Raw genomic sequence first — 16,082 nt, forward strand, 5'->3', positions numbered from 1 at the left:
TCCTCGGCTCGAGGTGACATAGGGCCGCCCCGGCGTGCGGCTACCGCACGCCTTCCGCCGACCGTGAGGTTCCCTATGTCCGAAACCCTGATCCTGCCGCGCGCCGCGGCGTCGCACCGCCATCGCGGGCGCCTGCTGACTGCGGCGGGAATTCTGATCCTCGCCGCGACGTACAGCGCGCTCGTGCTGACCCAGCCGGCCACCCTGATCGATGGCCTGGGCAATGGCGTCGCGCTGGCCGCCTTCGCCGCATACCTGCTCGGCGCCGTCTGTCTCTTGATGGCTGCGTTGCCCCAGCTGCCCCGCGCGGCTCTGACCCTCATTCCCGTGGCTCTGGCCCTCAACATCGTGCTCGGGCAATTCGTGGGATCGACGCTCGTGCCGCTCTACCTCGACTCGGTGGGGACCGTCTTGGTGGGATTCCTGGCCGGACGGCGTGCTGGTGCCGCCACGGGGGTGCTCGGCACACTCGTCTGGTCCCTGTTTAACCCCACCGTCCTACCCTTCGCCGCGGGCGCCGCCGTCGTCGGCTTCCTCGCGGGAACCGCCGCGCGCTATGGCGCGGTACGCCGGGTATACCTCGCCCCGATCGCCGGCGCGCTGACCGGCGTCCTCGCGGCCCTCATCTCCGCGCCTGTTGCCGCGTTCGTCTTTGGCGGCACCGCGGGTGTGGGTACCGGTGCTCTGGTCTCGGCTTTCCGGGCCATGGGCGACTCACTGCTCGGATCGATTACCAAGCAGGCTTTGCTCTCCGATCCCGGGGACAAGGCGATCGTGTTCCTTGCGGTCGCCCTCCTGCTGTACGCCGTGCCGCGTCGCGTGAGCCACGCGTTCGGCTTCGTCCGTCAGTACCGGGTGCTTGGGCATGGACCACAGCGAGGGGAGCGCTAGGAAGACATGCGCGTAGGAGCCCTGCACCCGTTCACGGTCTTGACGGTCGCCGCTGCCGTCATCACGACGACGGTGGCACTCGGCCAGCCCTGGGTCAGTGCCGCCGTGATCGTGGCGTGCGGCGTGCTGGCCGGGCGCGCCGGACGGTTGCGCCCGCTCGCTCTCGCGGCCGGCGCCGTCGTCCTGCCCGCCTGGGGCTCGCAACTCCTGATCCATGGCGTGGCCACCCCGGGACCCCACGTGCTGGTCGACATCGGGCCCCTCCACGTGAACGCGGAAGGGCTCACGGTGGCCGGGCAGCTGGGCTTGCGCCTCGCCGTGGTCGTGGTGGTCGGGGTGACAGCCGCGCTGTTCATCGACCGGCACGATCTCATCGCCGCCGTGGATTCCTCGCCCGCGCCGCCCCAGCTCGGCTACCTCGCGGCAGCGACCTTGTCCGCGGTTCCGGCCTTCAGGGCCCGGGCACGGGCCATCGATGAGGCCCAAGCACTGCGCGGCGTTGTTCCGCGACGCGGTCCCGCCGGGTGGTGGGACCGGCTCCGGGCACGGGCCGTTCCCTTGGCGAGCGCCTCGGTGCAGGACGCGGTGGCGCGGGCACCGCACTTGGCCGCCCGGGGCTTTCCACCGCGGCAAAGGATCACTCGGCTGCGCCGGGTACGGGACTCGGTGGCCCAGCGTCGGGCCCGGGTGATCGCCCTGACGGTCGCCGCGTTCGGCCCCGCGCTCATCTTAGGCGGCCCGAGCGTCCTCACGCTCCTCTCCGGGGCCGGCGTGCTCGGTGGCGCGCCGTGAAACCCCTCTTCGCCGCTCACATCGAGTCCTTTTCCTATGCCGAGGCGCCGCGGCCAGCGCTCTGCGGACTCGAGGTGACCCTGGCGCCCGGATCGGTCACGGCGCTCGTCGGCCCCGCCGGGAGCGGGAAATCCACCGCGGGAGCCGTGCTCGCTGGCCACTTGCCGCGGGACGTCCGCGACTCTGCGGAACGAGGGACAGCGCCGGGCCTCACGCCGGACGCCGATCGGCTTGTGGCCGATTTTCGCCTCGGTGATCAGCGCGTGGCCTTCACTGGCGCCGGGGCGCCTCGGATCGACGTCGCCGCCTGGTCACGCCGCGTGGCGATGCTGCCCCAAGATGCGCGCCACTATCTGTCCGGGGTCCGGGAGACGGTTCGCGAGGAACTGGCGTTCACGCTCGAAAATGCCGGAACATCCCGCGCGGAGATGATCCGCACCGTGCAGTGCACGGCCGCAGAGCTCGGCCTCGAGCACCTGCTCGGCAAGCGGATCGATCGCCTGTCCGGCGGTCAGGAGCGGCTCGTGGCCATCGGGGCGCTCGCCGTGCAGCGGCCCGACGTGCTCGTGTTGGACGAACCGCTCGCTGGTCTCGATCAGCGTGGCCAACACGCCGTGGCAGTTATGGCGCAGCGCCTGCGAGCGGCGGGCTGCGCCATCGTGATCCTCAGTAACGCCGTAGACCGCATGGTCGCCGAGGTGGACTCTGCCATGGTGCTCGACGAAGGCCGCGTGGCCGCGCGCTGGGGCGCCCTCGACGGGCCCGGCGCGCTGGCGCGCGCGGCGTCAGCCGCGGGCGTGGTGGTGGAGGCCGACCTGCAGCAGCCGCGGGTCAGCGCTCGTGCGTCATCGACTACCACCGCGGCGCAAACTGCCGGGTCTACAGACCCGGCGCTGGTGTTGGAGGGGCTCAGCGTGCGCTACCCGTCGGCCAGCATGCCGGCGGTGACCGGGTTTGACCTGACGGTGGACCGCGGAGAAGCGGTGGCGCTCCTCGGCCCCAACGGCGCCGGCAAAACGAGCGTGCTCAAGACGATTGCTGGCCTGATCATCCCCGAGCGCGGCACCGTCCGGGCGGCCGACGTCGGCCTGTTGCTTCAACATCCGGTCGATCAGCTCTTCGAACGGACTGTGGAACGTGAGGTGAGCTTCGGGTACCGAGGACGGCACCGCCAGAGAGCCGTGCAGGCAGTCTTAGAGCGGCTCGGGCTCGGCGACGTCGTGGCCGAGCATCCCGCGGAACTGCCCGCGTCGCGGCAGCGGCTCGTCGCGCTGGCGTGCGTCGTGCTGCGCGAGCCGGACGTGCTGCTGCTGGACGAGCCCACCGTGGCCCTCGACGCGCACGGCCGCGATGCTCTCGTGCGGGAGATGTATCGGGTGCTGTTGCGGGGTGGGGCGGTGCTCATGAGCACGCATGACTCCGGGTTTGCCGCGACCCACGCACACCGCGTTGTGGAACTGGGGGCGCGTGCCGAACACACCCGCGATGGTCACCGTGGAATGCGTGCGCCGGAACGCCCGGGGCCAGCCTAGACGTAGAGGAGGACGTCCTCCCCGTCGATGGCAGCGGCGAACTTTTCCAAGGGCTGATCGGCTGGGCCAGCCACGGGGGCGCCGGCTTCATGCGAGAACTCGGAGTTGTGGCACGGGCATTGGAAGACCTCGTCATTGCCGATCATGACTTGGCATCCTCCGTGCGTGCAGAGGGCCCGATAGGCCAGCACGTCCGCTTCGCTCGGGCGGAACAGCAGGTAGTTGCGCCCCTCGACCTCGACGGAAAGTTTGGTGCCGCGGGCCAGCTCGGTGGTGCTGGCGACCACGACGCCGTCTCCCGACGGGCTAGGAGCGGCCGTCGAAGGAGACTGGGTCGCGCTGGGCGAGGAAGAGCAAGCGGCAAGTGCCGCCCCCGCGCCGACGGCGGGAGCGGCAGCCAGAACACGGCGGCGTTTCAGCGGAGCAGTCATGGCCACAGCCTATCTTTTCGCCGTCCCGAGCGTGCGCTGCGCCTCCTGTGAATCAGGAGTGAAAGGGGCGGCCGTTCACGCGTTCCGAGGCACCCACCTGATCAAGGTACGGAGTGATGCCGCCGAGGTGCATGGGCCACCCGGCCCCGAGGATCATGCACAAGTCGACGTCCCGGGGGCTGGACACTACGCCCTCGGACAGCAGGAGACCGATCTCCTCGGCCAGTGCGTCCTGCGTGCGCCGCAGCAGCTCTTCGGAGGTCGAGGGCGAGTCGCCGAAGGTCAACAGATCCGTCGTCGAGTCGGGGATCCGGCGCGTCCCGTCTTCCTGCTCTTCCCAGAGGGTGCCGATGTTGTTTTCGATGAGCCGCTGCAGATTCTCCGAGACCCGGAAGCGATCGCCGAAGGCGGCATGGAGCGATTCCATGACGTGTTGGGCGACCGGCAGCCCCACCATGGCGAGGAGGGTAAACGGAGTCATCGGCAGGCCCATGGGCCGCAGCGCGCCGTCCGCGACGGCCGGGTCCGTGCCGTCGTCGTACGCGTTCTGGATTTCTCCCATCAGGCGCAACAGGATGCGATTGACGACGAACGCTGCAGCATCCTGGACGAGGACAGCGGTTTTACGGAGGTGCTTTGCCAAGGCGAAGGCGCTCGCGACGGCGGAATCATTCGTGTGTCGGGTGGCGACAATCTCCACCAGCGGCATCACAGCAACAGGATTGAAGAAGTGGAAGCCCACGAGCCGCTCAGGGTGTTGCAGCGAGTCAGCCATGGCAGTCACGGACAGCGAGGAGGTGTTGGTGGCTAAGAGGCAATCGGGGGAGACGACCGCCTCGACCTCCGCGAAGACCTTTTGCTTGACCTCAAGTTCCTCGAAGACCGCCTCGATCACCAGATCGGCGTCGGCGAAGTCCGCCTTGTCAGTGGTGCCCGTGACGAGCCCCTTGAGGGCCTCAGCATCCTCTGCCGCCAGCCGTCCCTTGGCCACGCGCTTGTCCAGCTCGCCGTGAATGTAAGCCAGCCCCTTCTCGACGCGTGCAGCGTCCAAATCCGTGATGGTCACCGGCACGCGCAGCTGGGTCGCGAAAAGGAGGGCAAACTGGCCAGCCATGAGCCCCGCACCGACGACGCCGATGCGTCGCAGATCTCGAGGCTCGGCCTCCGGCACGCCGGCGGGACGCTTGGACCGCTTCTGCACCAACTCGAGGAACGCATAGACCGTGTTGTGGAACTCGTGGGTTGCCATGAGCTCGATGAGCGCGTCGACTTCGAGCTGGACGGCATCGGCTTGGCTCAGGTGCTGGCCAGCCTTCATCACCTCCAGCACCTTGAGCGGGGCCGGCGCTGCGTTGGACATCTTGGCCTCGATGAAGTGTGCTGCACGGGCCAAGGCGGCATCCCAGCGGGCGGCGCCGTCGTCAGTGGTCGGGTCGACGACGTGGGGTCGCGGTACGTCGGCACCGTCGACGACCGAGGCGGCCCAGGCGATGGATTCTTCCAGAAAATCCGCGTCAGCGAACTCGGCGTCGGCAATGCCCAGCTCCCTGGCTTGGGGACCGGTCAGGGATCGGTTGTTGCTCAAGGGGTTCTCGATCATCACCTTGAGCCCCGACTCCGGTCCGATCAACCGGGGGAGCCGGTACGTGCCGCCCCAGCCGGGGACCAGACCAATGAAGGCCTCCGGCAAGCCGATGCCACGGGCGCCAGTGGCCACGGTGCGGTAGTTCGCCGCGAGGGCGACCTCGAGGCCGCCGCCCAGTGCGACCCCGTTGATGAACGCGAAGGTGGGAACGCCGGCGTCGTCCAGCACGGAGTAGGCTGCGTGGCCGAGCTCGGCCATCTGGCCGCCGAGCGCGCTGTCACGAAGGCCGGCGACGGAGGAGAGGTCGGCACCGGCGACGAAGAAACCGGGCTTTCCGGTCACCGCGATCGCGTGAATTTCTCCCGCTGCAGCGCGCCGGCGCTGCTCGACGAGGGTGCGCCCGAACTCAATGAGGGTGGTGGGGCCGAGCGTGGTGGGTCGCTGGGAGCCAGCCTCATTGTCGAGGGTGATGAGCGCCACGGTGCGTTTTCCAGCCAGCGCATGATCGCTCACGCGCGCATGGGTCACCACCTCGTCGGGGACCTCTGAAGCCAGCGGCTCGAAGCGGGTGAAGTCGTCCTGCGGGGGTGCCTGTGTCATCAGCGGGATCCTTTCGACGTACGGCCTCGTGTGTGACCTGCACCATAGGTTACTCGCCAGTAATAAAGGGTGCAATCTCCGTCACATCGCCGCCCAGCCATGCCGTCATGGCGGCCGCCGGGGCAGGGAGCGCGGCGCGGTAGTTAACGCCCGCCCACAGGTGAAGCCGCTGCGCATCGCCCCGCGCCGCCGCGGCCGCCCGGAGGGGGCGCGTGAGGTGGTGCACCGCGGGGTAGACCGGAGGCGCACTCGCCGCGAGCTCGCGTGCGAGGAGATTGGACACCGCTCGAGCGGCGCGCCCCGTGAACGCGCGGGTGACGACCGTTTCGGCGGAGCCCGTCGCCAGCGCCGCGCGATGCGTCGGGTGTGTTCCCGCCTCCGGGGCGCGAAGGTAGGCGGTTCCTGCTTGAACCGAGTCGGCGCCGGCCTTCAGTAGCTCCTGCACGCGCTGCGGTGAATCGACCCCGCCTGACGCCGTGAGGTGAATTCTGCCCCGTTCTTGGCCCAACTCCGCCGTGATGGCGGCGAGGAGCGTGGAAAGATTGCGCGAGTCCGGGGCGGTTTTCACGTCGTGAGTGCCGCGATGTCCGCCGGCTTCGGGCCCCTGCACGCACAGCCCGCTGACACCCAGGTCGACGGCGGCGCGCGCCTCGGCTTCGTTGGTCACCGTTACGACGGTGGCGATGCCGCGTTCGTGGAGCAGAGCAAGTTGGGCCGGCTGCGGCAGTCCGAAGGTCAAGGACACCACCGCCGGGGGCGCTTCGAGGCGGGACAGGGCCTCGATCTTCGCTACGTAGTGGTCCTCGTCGTCCCATGGCAGCTCCTCCGCGTCCGGCAGGTCCGCGTCGAGGGCAGCGGCGTGAGGCGCCAAGCAGCGACGATAGGAGTCCACGGCGGCGCGTTGCGCCGCCGCCTCGGCTGAGGTCGCGGGGGCGCCGGGCACGAACAGATTGACGCCGAATGGTTCGTTGGTGAGTTCCTGCGTCTCGGCGATGGCCGTCAGGAGCGCAGCCGGGCTCAGGTAGCCGCCGGCGAGGAATCCGAGCCCTCCCGCTCCGGAGACGGCGGCCACCAATTGGGGCGTGGACGGTCCGCCCGCCATGGGGGCCTGAATCACAGGTAGGTAGCGGTCCAGCATGCGTGGCCTCCAGGAATTACGTGTCGAGCGGGTCCGGGTCGAGGAACGCGACCGTGATGATCGGTCCGGCCAGTCGGACCTGCCATTCGCGCGCCCCGAGGTCCCGCAGCGCCTGTGCGACGCTTTCCGGATCGATGGGGGTGGGTGGACGCCACGCGATGCGGCGCAGGAAGTCGGGGGTGAGGAGGTTCTCCAGCGGAAGATTGAGCTCTTCGGCTGCCCGGGCCAGACGCGGCTTGGCGGTGTTGAGGCGCCGGGCGGCGTCGGGGTTCTTATCCGCCCACACGCGCGGCGGGGGCGGCGAATTCGATGGCAAGTGTAGCGGCGGTAGGTCCTGACTGCGGCGGGCCGCGTTGAGGGCCCGCATCCATCGAGGGGCCTCCTTGGCTGCCGCACGGCCGTGAAAGCCCGGGGTGTTGAGCAGCGCCGGCACCGTGGTGGGCATGGCCTTCGCAGCGGCGACGATCGATTTATCGCCGATGATCTTTCCGGGTGCCGTGTCGCGATTTTCAGCCAAGGCCTCGCGCTCGTGCCACAGCTCGCGGACGGCGGCGAGCTGCCGCCGGTCCCGCAGGGTGTGCAGTCCGGAGGTTCGCCGCCACGGGTCCTGCCGCGGGGGCGCCGGCGGGGCCGTACGGATCGCCTCAAATTCTTCGAGCGCGTACTCGAGTTTGCCGGACTCCTCGAGCAATTCGGCAAGCTCCTCGCGCAGGTCGGCTAGCACTTCGACGTCGAGCGCGGCGTAGTTCAACCACGACTCGGGTAGGGGCCGCTTGGACCAGTCCGCAGCCGAGTGCTCCTTGGCGAGTCTGAGGCCGAGCAATTGTTCGACGACGGCGCCGAGGCCCACGCGGGGCAGCCCGGCTAGGCGGGCTGCCAGCTCCGTATCGAAGAGCGCGTCCGGGTGCATGCCCGCCTCCGCGAGGCAGGGCAGGTCCTGCGATGCGGCGTGGAGGATCCACTCGACCCCGCGCAGCGCCTCATCCAGCGGGGCTAGGGAGTCGAAGGCTTCCGGGTCGATCAGCCACGTGCCCGCTCCCTCGCGGCGAATTTGGACGAGGAAGGCGCGTTGTCCGTAGCGGAACCCGGACGCGCGTTCGGCGTCTACACCGGCGGGGCCTTGGCCGGACGCGAGAGCTTCTGCAGCTCTGCGTAGTCCGGAAGCGGTGTCGATCACGAAGGGCACGCCATCGCGGGGCGCGCTCAGTAGCGTCGGCTCGGGAGTTTCGGCACTGGTATCCGTCATGGTTTGCCCAGTCTATGTCGCTCCTCAATCGCATGCCGTGCGGACCGGGTGCAGCGCGCAAAAAGCTTGAGGCGCTAGGATCAGCTTTTTGACAGAGCTATGCCTTGAGTAAGGAGACCGGTCCGTGGGACAACATCCCGCCGGGGGGACCAGCATCAGCACGCCTTTTCAGCCGGAAATCCAAGGGCTTCGTACGGTCGCCGTAGCCCTCGTGGTGCTGTACCACTTCTGGCCCATGCACCTGCCGGGTGGGTTCGTCGGCGTCGACGTCTTCTTCGTGATCTCCGGCTACTTGATTACGGGGCACCTCTTCCGGGAGGCGGTCCGGGACGGCCGCGTCCGCTTGGGCCGATTCTGGGGGCGCCGCATTCGGCGGCTGCTGCCGTTGAGCTTCGTGGTCCTGCTCGTCACCTCGATAGCGGTGCTCGCTTATTTGCCCTCACCAGCTTGGCAACAGACGTTCCGTCACGTGATCGGCTCGGCGTTCTACGTCGAAAACTGGCTGTTGGCAGCCGATGCCGTCGACTATTCGGCGATGCAGGAATCCGCGACGGCGGTGCAACACTTTTGGTCCCTCTCCGTCGAAGAGCAGTTCTACGTGGTGTGGCCGTTGCTGCTGATGCCCGTGGTGTGGCTGGTGTTCCGCTCGGGACATGGTCAGCCGGAGCGTCTGCGCCGCGCCATGCTCATGGTCTTGGGTATCCTCGCGTCGGCGTCCCTGCTATTTTCCGTGTTCTTCACGGCCTACGATCCCGCACAGGCGTACTTTGCGACCCCCACCCGGGTGTGGGAGTTCGCCGCTGGCGCCCTCGTGGCCCTTGTGTGGCAGGGCAAGCAGTACACCGGCGGCTTAGCAAACGTGGCCGGCTGGGCCGGCGTCGGCGCGATCGTCGCCACGGCGATCGTCTACTCGGATGCGACGGCGTTCCCCGGCTACGCAGCGCTCCTGCCGGTGCTCGGCACGGCCGCCGTCCTGCTCTGCGGTGGCCTGCGTCCCGGTCTCGGTGTCTACTGGTGGCTCTCGCGGCGCCCGGCCACCTTCGGCGGAGACATCTCCTATGCGGTGTATCTCTGGCACTGGCCCGTGGTGGTCATTTCCCCGTTCGTCGCAGCGGCAGCTGAGACGTGGCAAGTTAAGCTGCTGCTGATCGCGGGCATCGTGGCGCTCTCTTGGCTGTCCAAGCTCGCCGTTGAGGACCCCTGCCGGCGTGCCCGGTGGATCGCTCCGCTTCCGCGGACGTACCTTGTCGCCGCCACGGGCATGGCCGCTGTAGCGGCCGTCGCCCTAGCCGCTCCGGGCGTGGTCACCACCCTGAAGTACGGAGAGTCGGTGTCCACTGCCAGCGAGTGTTACGGCTACCGAAGCCTGGTGGCCCCCGGGACGTGCACACCGATTGAGGGCGACGCGGCGCCTAACCCTTCGGTTGAAGTGATCGCTGCACAACGGGAAGACCGGACCTACGAGGACTGCCAAGCCGGGATGGGACAAGCCGAGGTGACCGCGTGTCACCTGGGGGTCGAGCCCAGAGCCGCTGAGCAGACGTGGGCTCTCGTCGGCGATTCGCATGCCACGGCCTGGCTCCCGGCGCTCGACGCGATAGCCCGCGAACGGAAGATTGCCCTCGAGGTCTACACGCGCGGCGGATGCACCCCGAATGTGGCTGAGCGCGTTACGCAGACTACCGGCAGGGATCTGCGCGTTGTTCGGACCTGTGATTCCTCGAATCGCGAGGTCAGCGAGCGTATCGCCCAGTCCTCCCGCATTGATGCCGTCCTCGTAGCCGCCAGCCAGATCGACCGCGAGTGGGTCAATGCTGACGGGCAAGATTTTGCGAACCCGAGCGTTGAGGGCATGACGTCGATGTGGCACCGCTGGATGGACAGTGGCAAGGACGTCATGGTCTTCGGTGAGGTCCCCCGACTTGAACAGGACGAAACAGACGTGCCAACGTGCGTGGCTGAACACCGGGACAACGTGGTTGCTTGTTCCGTGGCAGTACAGGACGCCTTCCCGTGGAACGACAATCTGCGTCGGGCCTCAGAATCCGTGACGGACGAACGCTTCCATTTCTTGGAGACGAAGGACTTGTTCTGCCGCGAGGACACGTGTCATGCGGTGATTGGTGGCGTGGTGACCTACTACGACGGCAGTCACGTCTCAGAGACTTACGCGCGCGAACTCGCACCGGAGATCGCTCGGCGGTTCGAGGCGTTTGGCGTGCTGTCTCAGGGCTAGGGCCCTACGTCAGGCGGCGCCGGGGGATCGGCGTGACCCCCGGCGGGAGGGGCGGCAGGCCCGCGAAGGCGCACACCATGTCCGTCCACGCCTCGAGGTGCGCGGTGACATCGGGGGATTGCGGTGTCCACGAGGCGCGCAGCTCGATGTCGATCGTGCCCGGGCGCTCGGCCAGGGAGCCAAAGCTCTCTGAGAGCACGCGCGTTGCGGTGCCTCCGGCGTTGGTAAACTGCGCGTGGTGTTCGGCCAGTGCATCGGAGAGCCACGTCCACGCCACCGTGCCGAGCATCTCGTCGTTGCCCATTTGTGCGTCCAACTCGGCACGAATGTACGTCACCACACGAAAGGTGCCGTCCCACACGGGGGAACCGGCCGGGTCGTGCAACAAAATGAACCGGCCAGTGGCGAGCTCGGCCGCCTCCTCACTGGGGGCATGCACAAACGTGGCGGCTGGCCCGTGCACGGGCCGTCGGGTGTGCTGTGGCTTGTCCACGACGTCGGCCGCCAGCGCGACCGCGTAGGGCGCGAGCCGGGCCGGGGCCGGAATCTCCGACAGGGTGACCTCAGGACGCGGCGCCGCCCGGCGCAGCCCGTCCAAGGCCCGGACGAAGGGCGGAGGGGCTTGTGCCAAATCTGAGATGTGTGCCACGGACACGATCCTAGGAGCGCCGCGCCGTCGGCCGCGTCAGGCTCGCCGAGCAGGCGTGAGCCGGCCCGCGCTAGCCGACCGCGCGCTGGATCGCGGCGAGGAACGCGTCGACGTCCTCCTCCGTGGTGTCGAAGGAGCACATCCAGCGCACCTCTCCGGTCTTCTCGTCCCAGTCGTAGAACAAGTATTCCTGACGGGCCGCCGCGGCGGCTGCGGGATCGAGCTTCGCGAACACGGCGTTCACGTGCGTGGGCTGCGTCGCTTCTACCCCCTCGAGGGCGTCCACGCCGGCACGCAATCGAGCCGCCATCGCGTTAGCGTGCCGTGCGGATCGCAGCCACAGGTCCGTGCCGTAAAGGGCCGTGAGCTGGGCAGAGATGAAGCGCATTTTGGAGCCCAACTGCATGTTCATCTTGCGGAGGTACTTGAGGGAATCGATGATCTCCGTGGCGCCGGGATCTGTGACCACCACGGCTTCACCGAGCATCATGCCGTTCTTGGTCCCGCCCCAGGAGACGATGTCGACTCCGACATCCCGGGTGAACGCGCGTAGCGGCAGGTCAAGAGCTGCCGCGGCATTGGAGAGGCGGGCGCCGTCCATGTGGACTTTGAGCCCCTTGGCATGGGCGTGGTCAACAATCGCCGTGAGTTCATCGACGGTGTAGAGGGTGCCTAGTTCGGTGGATTGCGTCAGGGAGACCGCCGCGGGCTGCGCCCGGTGTTCGAAGCCGAACCCCCACGCCTCGCGCTCGATGAGTTCTGGGGTGAGTTTCCCGTCCGGTGTAGGGACGGGAAGCAGTTTCATGCCGCCGACGCGTTCCGGGGCGCCGTTCTCATCCACATTAATGTGTGCGCCCTCGGCGCAGATCACCGCACCCCAGCGGGGGAGCAGCGCCTGCAGCGCGGTCACGTTGGCGCCCGTACCGTTGAAGACGGGGAATCCGACGGCGCCGCCACCAAAGTGGTGCTCGACGACGTCGCCGAAGGCGCGCGTGTACTCATCGGCGCCGTAGGCGCTCTGGTGCCCGCCATTGGCTGCGGCGAGGGCGGCCAGAATGTCCGGGTGGACGCCCGAGTAGTTGTCAGAGGCGAAGGTGCGGCGCTGCGTGTCGTGAAGCGGCGCTGGCTGGTCTGCAGGGACGGGTTCGTTAGTGCTCACTGCGCCAGACTACCGACTGATCAGGCCTGAGTGGCACGCAGACGCAGGGAGACGGAGTTGATGCAGTACCGCTGGTCCGTGGGAGTGTCGAACCCTTCGCCGGAAAACACGTGTCCCAAGTGCGAGTCGCAGGCTGCACAGCGGACCTCGACGCGGACCATGCCCAGAGACTCGTCGCGGATGTAACGCACGCGGTCCTCGGCCAGCGGGGCGAAGAACGACGGCCACCCACAGTGGGCATCGAACTTCTCGCCGCTGGTGAAGAGTTCCGCACCGCACGCGCGGCAGGCGTAGACGCCCTCGGTCTTCGTGTCCCAGTATTCGCCCGTAAACGGGCGCTCGGTGCCAGCACGGCGGAGCACCTGGAACTCGTCCTCCGTCAGCTCGCGGCGCCATTCGGCGTCGGACTTCGTCACGGTCGGTTGGCTGTTCTGCTGCGATTCGTCACTCACACTGGCTAGAACGTGCCACGGCGCGCAGACATTCCCCGCCGCCACGGCACGGAGTGCTTGGAGGGCCCGGGGTGCCTTGGCATGATGGTCGTATGTCGCCGCAGTTTTCGCCTCATCCGTCGACCCCTCGCCACCAGTGGGCTGCCTCCGTGCAGTGGGGTCTGTTGGGAGCGACGGCGGGCGCCGTCGTGGGATCTCTGGTTGCCGGGGCCGTCTCAACGTTGGCGAGCTACTTCGCGCGGCAGATCGTGACGCCAGCCCGGGAGCGGGCCGAAGACATCGAGATCCTCGCCCTCGTCCCGTCCATGGAACCAACCCACGGGTATGACGGTGCGGCGGCCGGGAAGCACTCGGGAGCCGTGGGGTGGGACATCATCCTGCCGGCCCGCCCGGAGACGACGGCGCCGGGCACCTATTCGTTGCTCTTTCACGCTGGCCGGGGGCACGCCCGTCTGGGTGAGATTGTGACGTACGCGCCCGCGGATGGCACAGTGACCCGCCGCGTCGAGCGCGTGTACGAGGGGAATCTGCAGGATGCCGTCCGCGGCCGCTGGTCGGGGATTGTTTATCCCACACCGCGCGCGATCGGGTGCCCGTACGAAGACGTCGAGGTCCCGGTTCGTGGCGGGGTCTCCCAGTCGTGGCTGGTGCCGGGCACGCACCAGTCTCAGACGTGGGCCATCATGGTGCACGGCCGCGGTGCCCAGCGCACCGAGGGGCTGCGCGCGCTGCCGGTGACGCAACAGCTCGGCCTGACCTCGCTCCTCCTGTCGTATCGCAATGATGGCTTGGCGCCAGCAGCCGAGGATCAGCGCTATGGGCTCGGGAGCACGGAATGGGAGGACGTTGAATCCGCCATCGACTACGCGCTGGAGCACGGCGCTCGGGAGATTGTCTTGTTTGGCTGGTCGATGGGCGGAGCGATCTGCCTGCAAACGGTGGTGAAGTCACGGCATGGGGCCGTCATCAGTGCCCTCGTCTTGGACGGTCCCGTGGTCAACTGGATCGATGTGTTGGCCCATCAGGCCCGTATTAACCGGATTCCCGAGTCCGTCGGCCGCCTCGGTCAGTGGCTCATCGCCCACAAGGCCGGGCGGCTCGTCACGGGACTGGCCGCGCCAGTGAATTTGAAGCAGCTCAATTGGTTGGATCGCGCCGACCACCTGCGGACCCCCACCCTGATTGTGCACAGCGAAGACGACGATTTTGTTCCCGTCGGCCCCTCGGCGGCGATCGCGGAGCTGAACCCGGAGGTCATTACCTTCGAACGCTTCTCTCGCGCCCGGCACACCCTTGAGTGGAACGTTGACCCGCAGCGGTGGGAGGACACGGTCCGGACCTGGCTCGGCGCGCGCCTCGACGCTCCGGCACCGGGGCGCCCAGCTCGAAACCCCGCGACGGCCTGAGCCCGCGCACAGTGCCGCTAGGTGAGCGGGGCGATGCGTGCCCCCGTCGCGGCGAGGAGGCCGCTCAGTTCCAGCTCAAGCTCGAAGCCCCGGCGCCCGCCAGAGACAAAGAGCGTGGTCTCCACGGAGAGCGCCGACGCGTCGATCGTGACGGCCAGTTCACGCCGTGGGCCCACGGGGGATATGGCTCCCAGAACGTAGCCGGTCAACCGCTCTGCCGTGGCGGGCGCCGCCAGGTGAACCCGCTTAGCGCCCCACGCAAGAGCCGCCCGTTTGAGATCCAGCTGTTCGCACACGGGCACGACGGCGACGCCATGGCGAACGCTCGTGGCCGGACCGGCCTCCTCGCAGCGGATCACGAGGGTTTTGAAGACACGCTCTGCCGCGACCCCGAGTTTTTCGGCCGCTTCGAGGCCGAACGAATCCGCCGAAGCATCGTGGGTGTAGGTGTGCACCTGAAAGGCCACCCCCGCCGCGGCCAAGACGGCGGTGGCGGGGGTGGCCTTCTGACGCGGTGCACGGGCCATGACTAGGCGGCCAGCGCCTCGTTGATTTTGCGTTTGATCCGCCCCAGCATGGCTGTCATCCCGCGCATGCGGAGGGGAGTAATGGCGCGGGTCAGGCCCAACGCGTCGGGCATGTCGTCCGGGACCGCCAGGATGTCGGCAGCCGGTTTCCCGTTCAGCCCCTCGTGCAAGACCGAGGCGAATCCGCGAGTGGTTGGCGCCTCGGCCGGGGCGGAGAAGTACAAACGGACCGTCTGGTCTGCATCGTCGGCGACCTCGAGCGTCAAGAACAGTGGAGACTGACACTCGACGACCTGTTCGAGCAGTTCCGGGTGGTCAGCCAACCGTTCCGGAAGGTCGGGCAGGGAGTCGGAGAACTCCAACAGCAGTTCCAGCCGTTCTTGCTCGGAGAGCGCTTGGAAATCATCGACGATCTCGGCGAGATCGCTGGGCATCGTTCCCGACATTTAGGCGCCTGCCTGTGCCGGAGCGTCCCCGGGCTCGGTGCCCTTGACAATGGGCACGCGCACGGCGTTGCCCCACTCGGTCCACGAGCCGTCGTAGTTCTTGACGTGCTCGAAGCCTAGGAGGTGCGTCAGGACAAACCACGTATGGCTGGACCGCTCGCCGATGCGGCAGTAAGCCACGACGTCGTCGCCTTCCCGCAGGCCTGCGCCCGCCAAGTAGACCTCTTCCAACTCGGCGCGGGACTTGAACGTGCTGTCCTCGGCGGCCGCCTTGGCCCACGGGACCGAGGCGGCGGAGGGGATATGGCCGCCGCGTAGGGCGCCCTCCTCTGGATAGGCCGGCATATGCGTGCGTTCCCCCGAGTATTCCTCGGGAGAGCGGACATCGATCAGAGGCCCGCGCCCTAGGTGGGCCAGCACGTCCTCCTTGTACGCCCGAATCTTCGTATCATCCCTCTCAACCACGGGGTAGTCCACGGAACGCGGCTGCGGCTTCTCCCGCGTCAGCTCGCGCCCTTCGGCGATCCACTTGTCCCGGCCGCCGTCGAGCAGGCGAACATCGTCGTGCCCAAACAAGCTGAAGACCCACAGCGCGTAGGCCGCCCACCAGTTGGACTTGTCCCCGTAGATCACCACGGTGTCCTCCCGGCGAATGCCTTTGGCGCGCATCAGGTGGGCGAAGCCGGCACCGTCGACGTAGTCACGCGTGACGTCGTCGTTAAGCTCGGTGTGCCAATCGATCTTGACCGCACCGGGAATGTGCCCGGAATCATAAAGCAGAATATCCTCGTCCGATTCCACGACCACGAGGCCTTCGTCGCCGAGATGCTCGGCCAACCATGAAGTGGTCACGAGTCGTTCTGGGTGGGCGTAGGCGGAAAACTTCTGATTCGCATCGGCTGCAACGGGCATAGTGCACCTCGGTTCGGATGTTGACGGCAATGACTAGTGACCAGCCTACTGCCGCGGACCAACTCCATGCTCGCCGCCGT

15 protein-coding genes are annotated in these 16,082 nt (G+C 67.9%); 5 read left to right on the forward strand and 10 right to left on the reverse strand.

Features of this window, described 5'->3' with window-relative positions; genetic code table 11:
• Positions 1-75: 75 nt before the first annotated feature.
• Genes IW252_RS12475 through IW252_RS12485 form a run of 3 tightly spaced genes read left to right on the forward strand, consistent with a single transcriptional unit; the run spans position 76 to position 3,215 of the window.
• On the forward strand, positions 76-891 hold the full coding sequence (locus IW252_RS12475; RefSeq protein WP_196836856.1) for an ECF transporter S component: 816 nt from the start codon (positions 76-78) through the stop codon (positions 889-891).
• Positions 892-897: 6 nt separating this feature from the next.
• On the forward strand, positions 898-1,683 hold the full coding sequence (locus IW252_RS12480) for an energy-coupling factor transporter transmembrane component T family protein (RefSeq protein ID WP_196836857.1): 786 nt from the start codon (positions 898-900) through the stop codon (positions 1,681-1,683).
• On the forward strand, positions 1,680-3,215 hold the full coding sequence (locus IW252_RS12485) for an ABC transporter ATP-binding protein (RefSeq protein ID WP_196836858.1): 1,536 nt from the start codon (positions 1,680-1,682) through the stop codon (positions 3,213-3,215). Before IW252_RS12480 ends, IW252_RS12485 begins: the two co-directional genes overlap by 4 nt.
• Here the strand turns inward: IW252_RS12485 and IW252_RS12490 are convergent.
• From IW252_RS12490 to IW252_RS12505, 4 genes are read right to left on the reverse strand one after another with little or no spacing between them, the layout of a single operon-like run.
• Positions 3,212-3,646: a Rieske (2Fe-2S) protein gene (locus IW252_RS12490; protein WP_196836859.1), complete on the reverse strand. Its 435-nt coding sequence runs from the start codon at positions 3,644-3,646 to the stop codon at positions 3,212-3,214. The two genes, IW252_RS12485 and IW252_RS12490, sit on opposite strands and share 4 nt — an antisense overlap.
• 52 nt (positions 3,647-3,698) lie before the next feature.
• Entirely contained in the window at positions 3,699-5,831 is a 2,133-nt protein-coding gene (locus IW252_RS12495; RefSeq protein WP_196836860.1) for a 3-hydroxyacyl-CoA dehydrogenase NAD-binding domain-containing protein, read from the reverse strand.
• A gap of 49 nt (positions 5,832-5,880) precedes the next feature.
• Entirely contained in the window at positions 5,881-6,969 is a 1,089-nt protein-coding gene (locus tag IW252_RS12500; RefSeq protein WP_196836861.1) for an NAD(P)H-dependent flavin oxidoreductase, read from the reverse strand.
• A gap of 16 nt (positions 6,970-6,985) precedes the next feature.
• Positions 6,986-8,215 (reverse strand): HRDC domain-containing protein, encoded by a 1,230-nt coding sequence (locus IW252_RS12505; RefSeq protein ID WP_196836862.1) that lies wholly within the window; start codon positions 8,213-8,215, stop codon positions 6,986-6,988.
• A 124-nt stretch (positions 8,216-8,339) separates the two neighbouring features.
• Between IW252_RS12505 and IW252_RS13765 the strand changes: the two genes are divergently transcribed.
• Positions 8,340-10,451, forward strand: a complete 2,112-nt coding sequence (locus IW252_RS13765) for an acyltransferase family protein (protein ID WP_196836863.1) — start codon at positions 8,340-8,342, stop codon at positions 10,449-10,451.
• A gap of 4 nt (positions 10,452-10,455) precedes the next feature.
• Here the strand turns inward: IW252_RS13765 and IW252_RS12515 are convergent, their stop codons facing one another.
• The 3 genes from IW252_RS12515 to msrB form a co-directional block, all read right to left on the reverse strand.
• Positions 10,456-11,091 (reverse strand): DUF3000 domain-containing protein, encoded by a 636-nt coding sequence (locus IW252_RS12515; RefSeq protein WP_196837267.1) that lies wholly within the window; start codon positions 11,089-11,091, stop codon positions 10,456-10,458.
• Between the two features lie 79 nt (positions 11,092-11,170).
• The gene (locus tag IW252_RS12520; protein WP_196836864.1) at positions 11,171-12,259 is read right to left on the reverse strand and encodes a threonine aldolase family protein; all 1,089 of its coding nucleotides are present in this window, start codon (positions 12,257-12,259) and stop codon (positions 11,171-11,173) included.
• A 20-nt stretch (positions 12,260-12,279) separates the two neighbouring features.
• The gene (gene msrB / locus IW252_RS12525; RefSeq protein ID WP_408065789.1) at positions 12,280-12,675 is read right to left on the reverse strand and encodes a peptide-methionine (R)-S-oxide reductase MsrB; all 396 of its coding nucleotides are present in this window, start codon (positions 12,673-12,675) and stop codon (positions 12,280-12,282) included.
• A gap of 128 nt (positions 12,676-12,803) precedes the next feature.
• Here msrB and IW252_RS12530 point away from each other — a divergent pair, with 128 nt between their 5' ends.
• A complete protein-coding gene (locus IW252_RS12530) occupies positions 12,804-14,117 on the forward strand; it encodes an alpha/beta hydrolase family protein (protein ID WP_196836866.1) in 1,314 nt (437 codons plus the stop codon).
• 17 nt (positions 14,118-14,134) lie between these two features.
• On the opposite strand, the gene IW252_RS12535 is transcribed toward IW252_RS12530, so the two are convergent.
• From IW252_RS12535 to IW252_RS12545, 3 genes are read right to left on the reverse strand one after another with little or no spacing between them, the layout of a single operon-like run.
• Positions 14,135-14,644: an aminoacyl-tRNA deacylase gene (locus IW252_RS12535; protein WP_196836867.1), complete on the reverse strand. Its 510-nt coding sequence runs from the start codon at positions 14,642-14,644 to the stop codon at positions 14,135-14,137.
• A 2-nt stretch (positions 14,645-14,646) separates the two neighbouring features.
• The gene (locus IW252_RS12540) at positions 14,647-15,078 is read right to left on the reverse strand and encodes a SufE family protein (RefSeq protein ID WP_196837268.1); all 432 of its coding nucleotides are present in this window, start codon (positions 15,076-15,078) and stop codon (positions 14,647-14,649) included.
• Between the two features lie 12 nt (positions 15,079-15,090).
• Positions 15,091-16,002: a sulfurtransferase gene (locus IW252_RS12545; RefSeq protein ID WP_196836868.1), complete on the reverse strand. Its 912-nt coding sequence runs from the start codon at positions 16,000-16,002 to the stop codon at positions 15,091-15,093.
• Positions 16,003-16,082: the final 80 nt, after the last annotated feature.

The organism is Zhihengliuella flava (assembly GCF_015751895.1).
Taxonomy (GTDB): Bacteria; Actinomycetota; Actinomycetes; order Actinomycetales; family Micrococcaceae; genus Zhihengliuella; species Zhihengliuella flava.

Bases quoted from the DNA above. Each gene is read 5' to 3' on its own strand.
- IW252_RS12530 (WP_196836866.1), top strand. From the start codon at position 12,804: ATGTCGCCGCAGTTTTCGCCTCATCCGTCGACCCCTCGCCACCAGTGG.
- IW252_RS12505 (WP_196836862.1), bottom strand. From the start codon at position 8,215: ATGACGGATACCAGTGCCGAAACTCCCGAGCCGACGCTACTGAGCGCG.
- IW252_RS12475 (WP_196836856.1), top strand. From the start codon at position 76: ATGTCCGAAACCCTGATCCTGCCGCGCGCCGCGGCGTCGCACCGCCAT.
- IW252_RS12480 (WP_196836857.1), top strand. From the start codon at position 898: ATGCGCGTAGGAGCCCTGCACCCGTTCACGGTCTTGACGGTCGCCGCT.
- IW252_RS12545 (WP_196836868.1), bottom strand. From the start codon at position 16,002: ATGCCCGTTGCAGCCGATGCGAATCAGAAGTTTTCCGCCTACGCCCAC.
- IW252_RS12490 (WP_196836859.1), bottom strand. From the start codon at position 3,646: ATGACTGCTCCGCTGAAACGCCGCCGTGTTCTGGCTGCCGCTCCCGCC.
- IW252_RS12540 (WP_196837268.1), bottom strand. From the start codon at position 15,078: ATGCCCAGCGATCTCGCCGAGATCGTCGATGATTTCCAAGCGCTCTCC.
- IW252_RS12495 (WP_196836860.1), bottom strand. From the start codon at position 5,831: ATGACACAGGCACCCCCGCAGGACGACTTCACCCGCTTCGAGCCGCTG.
- IW252_RS12535 (WP_196836867.1), bottom strand. From the start codon at position 14,644: ATGGCCCGTGCACCGCGTCAGAAGGCCACCCCCGCCACCGCCGTCTTG.
- IW252_RS12500 (WP_196836861.1), bottom strand. From the start codon at position 6,969: ATGCTGGACCGCTACCTACCTGTGATTCAGGCCCCCATGGCGGGCGGA.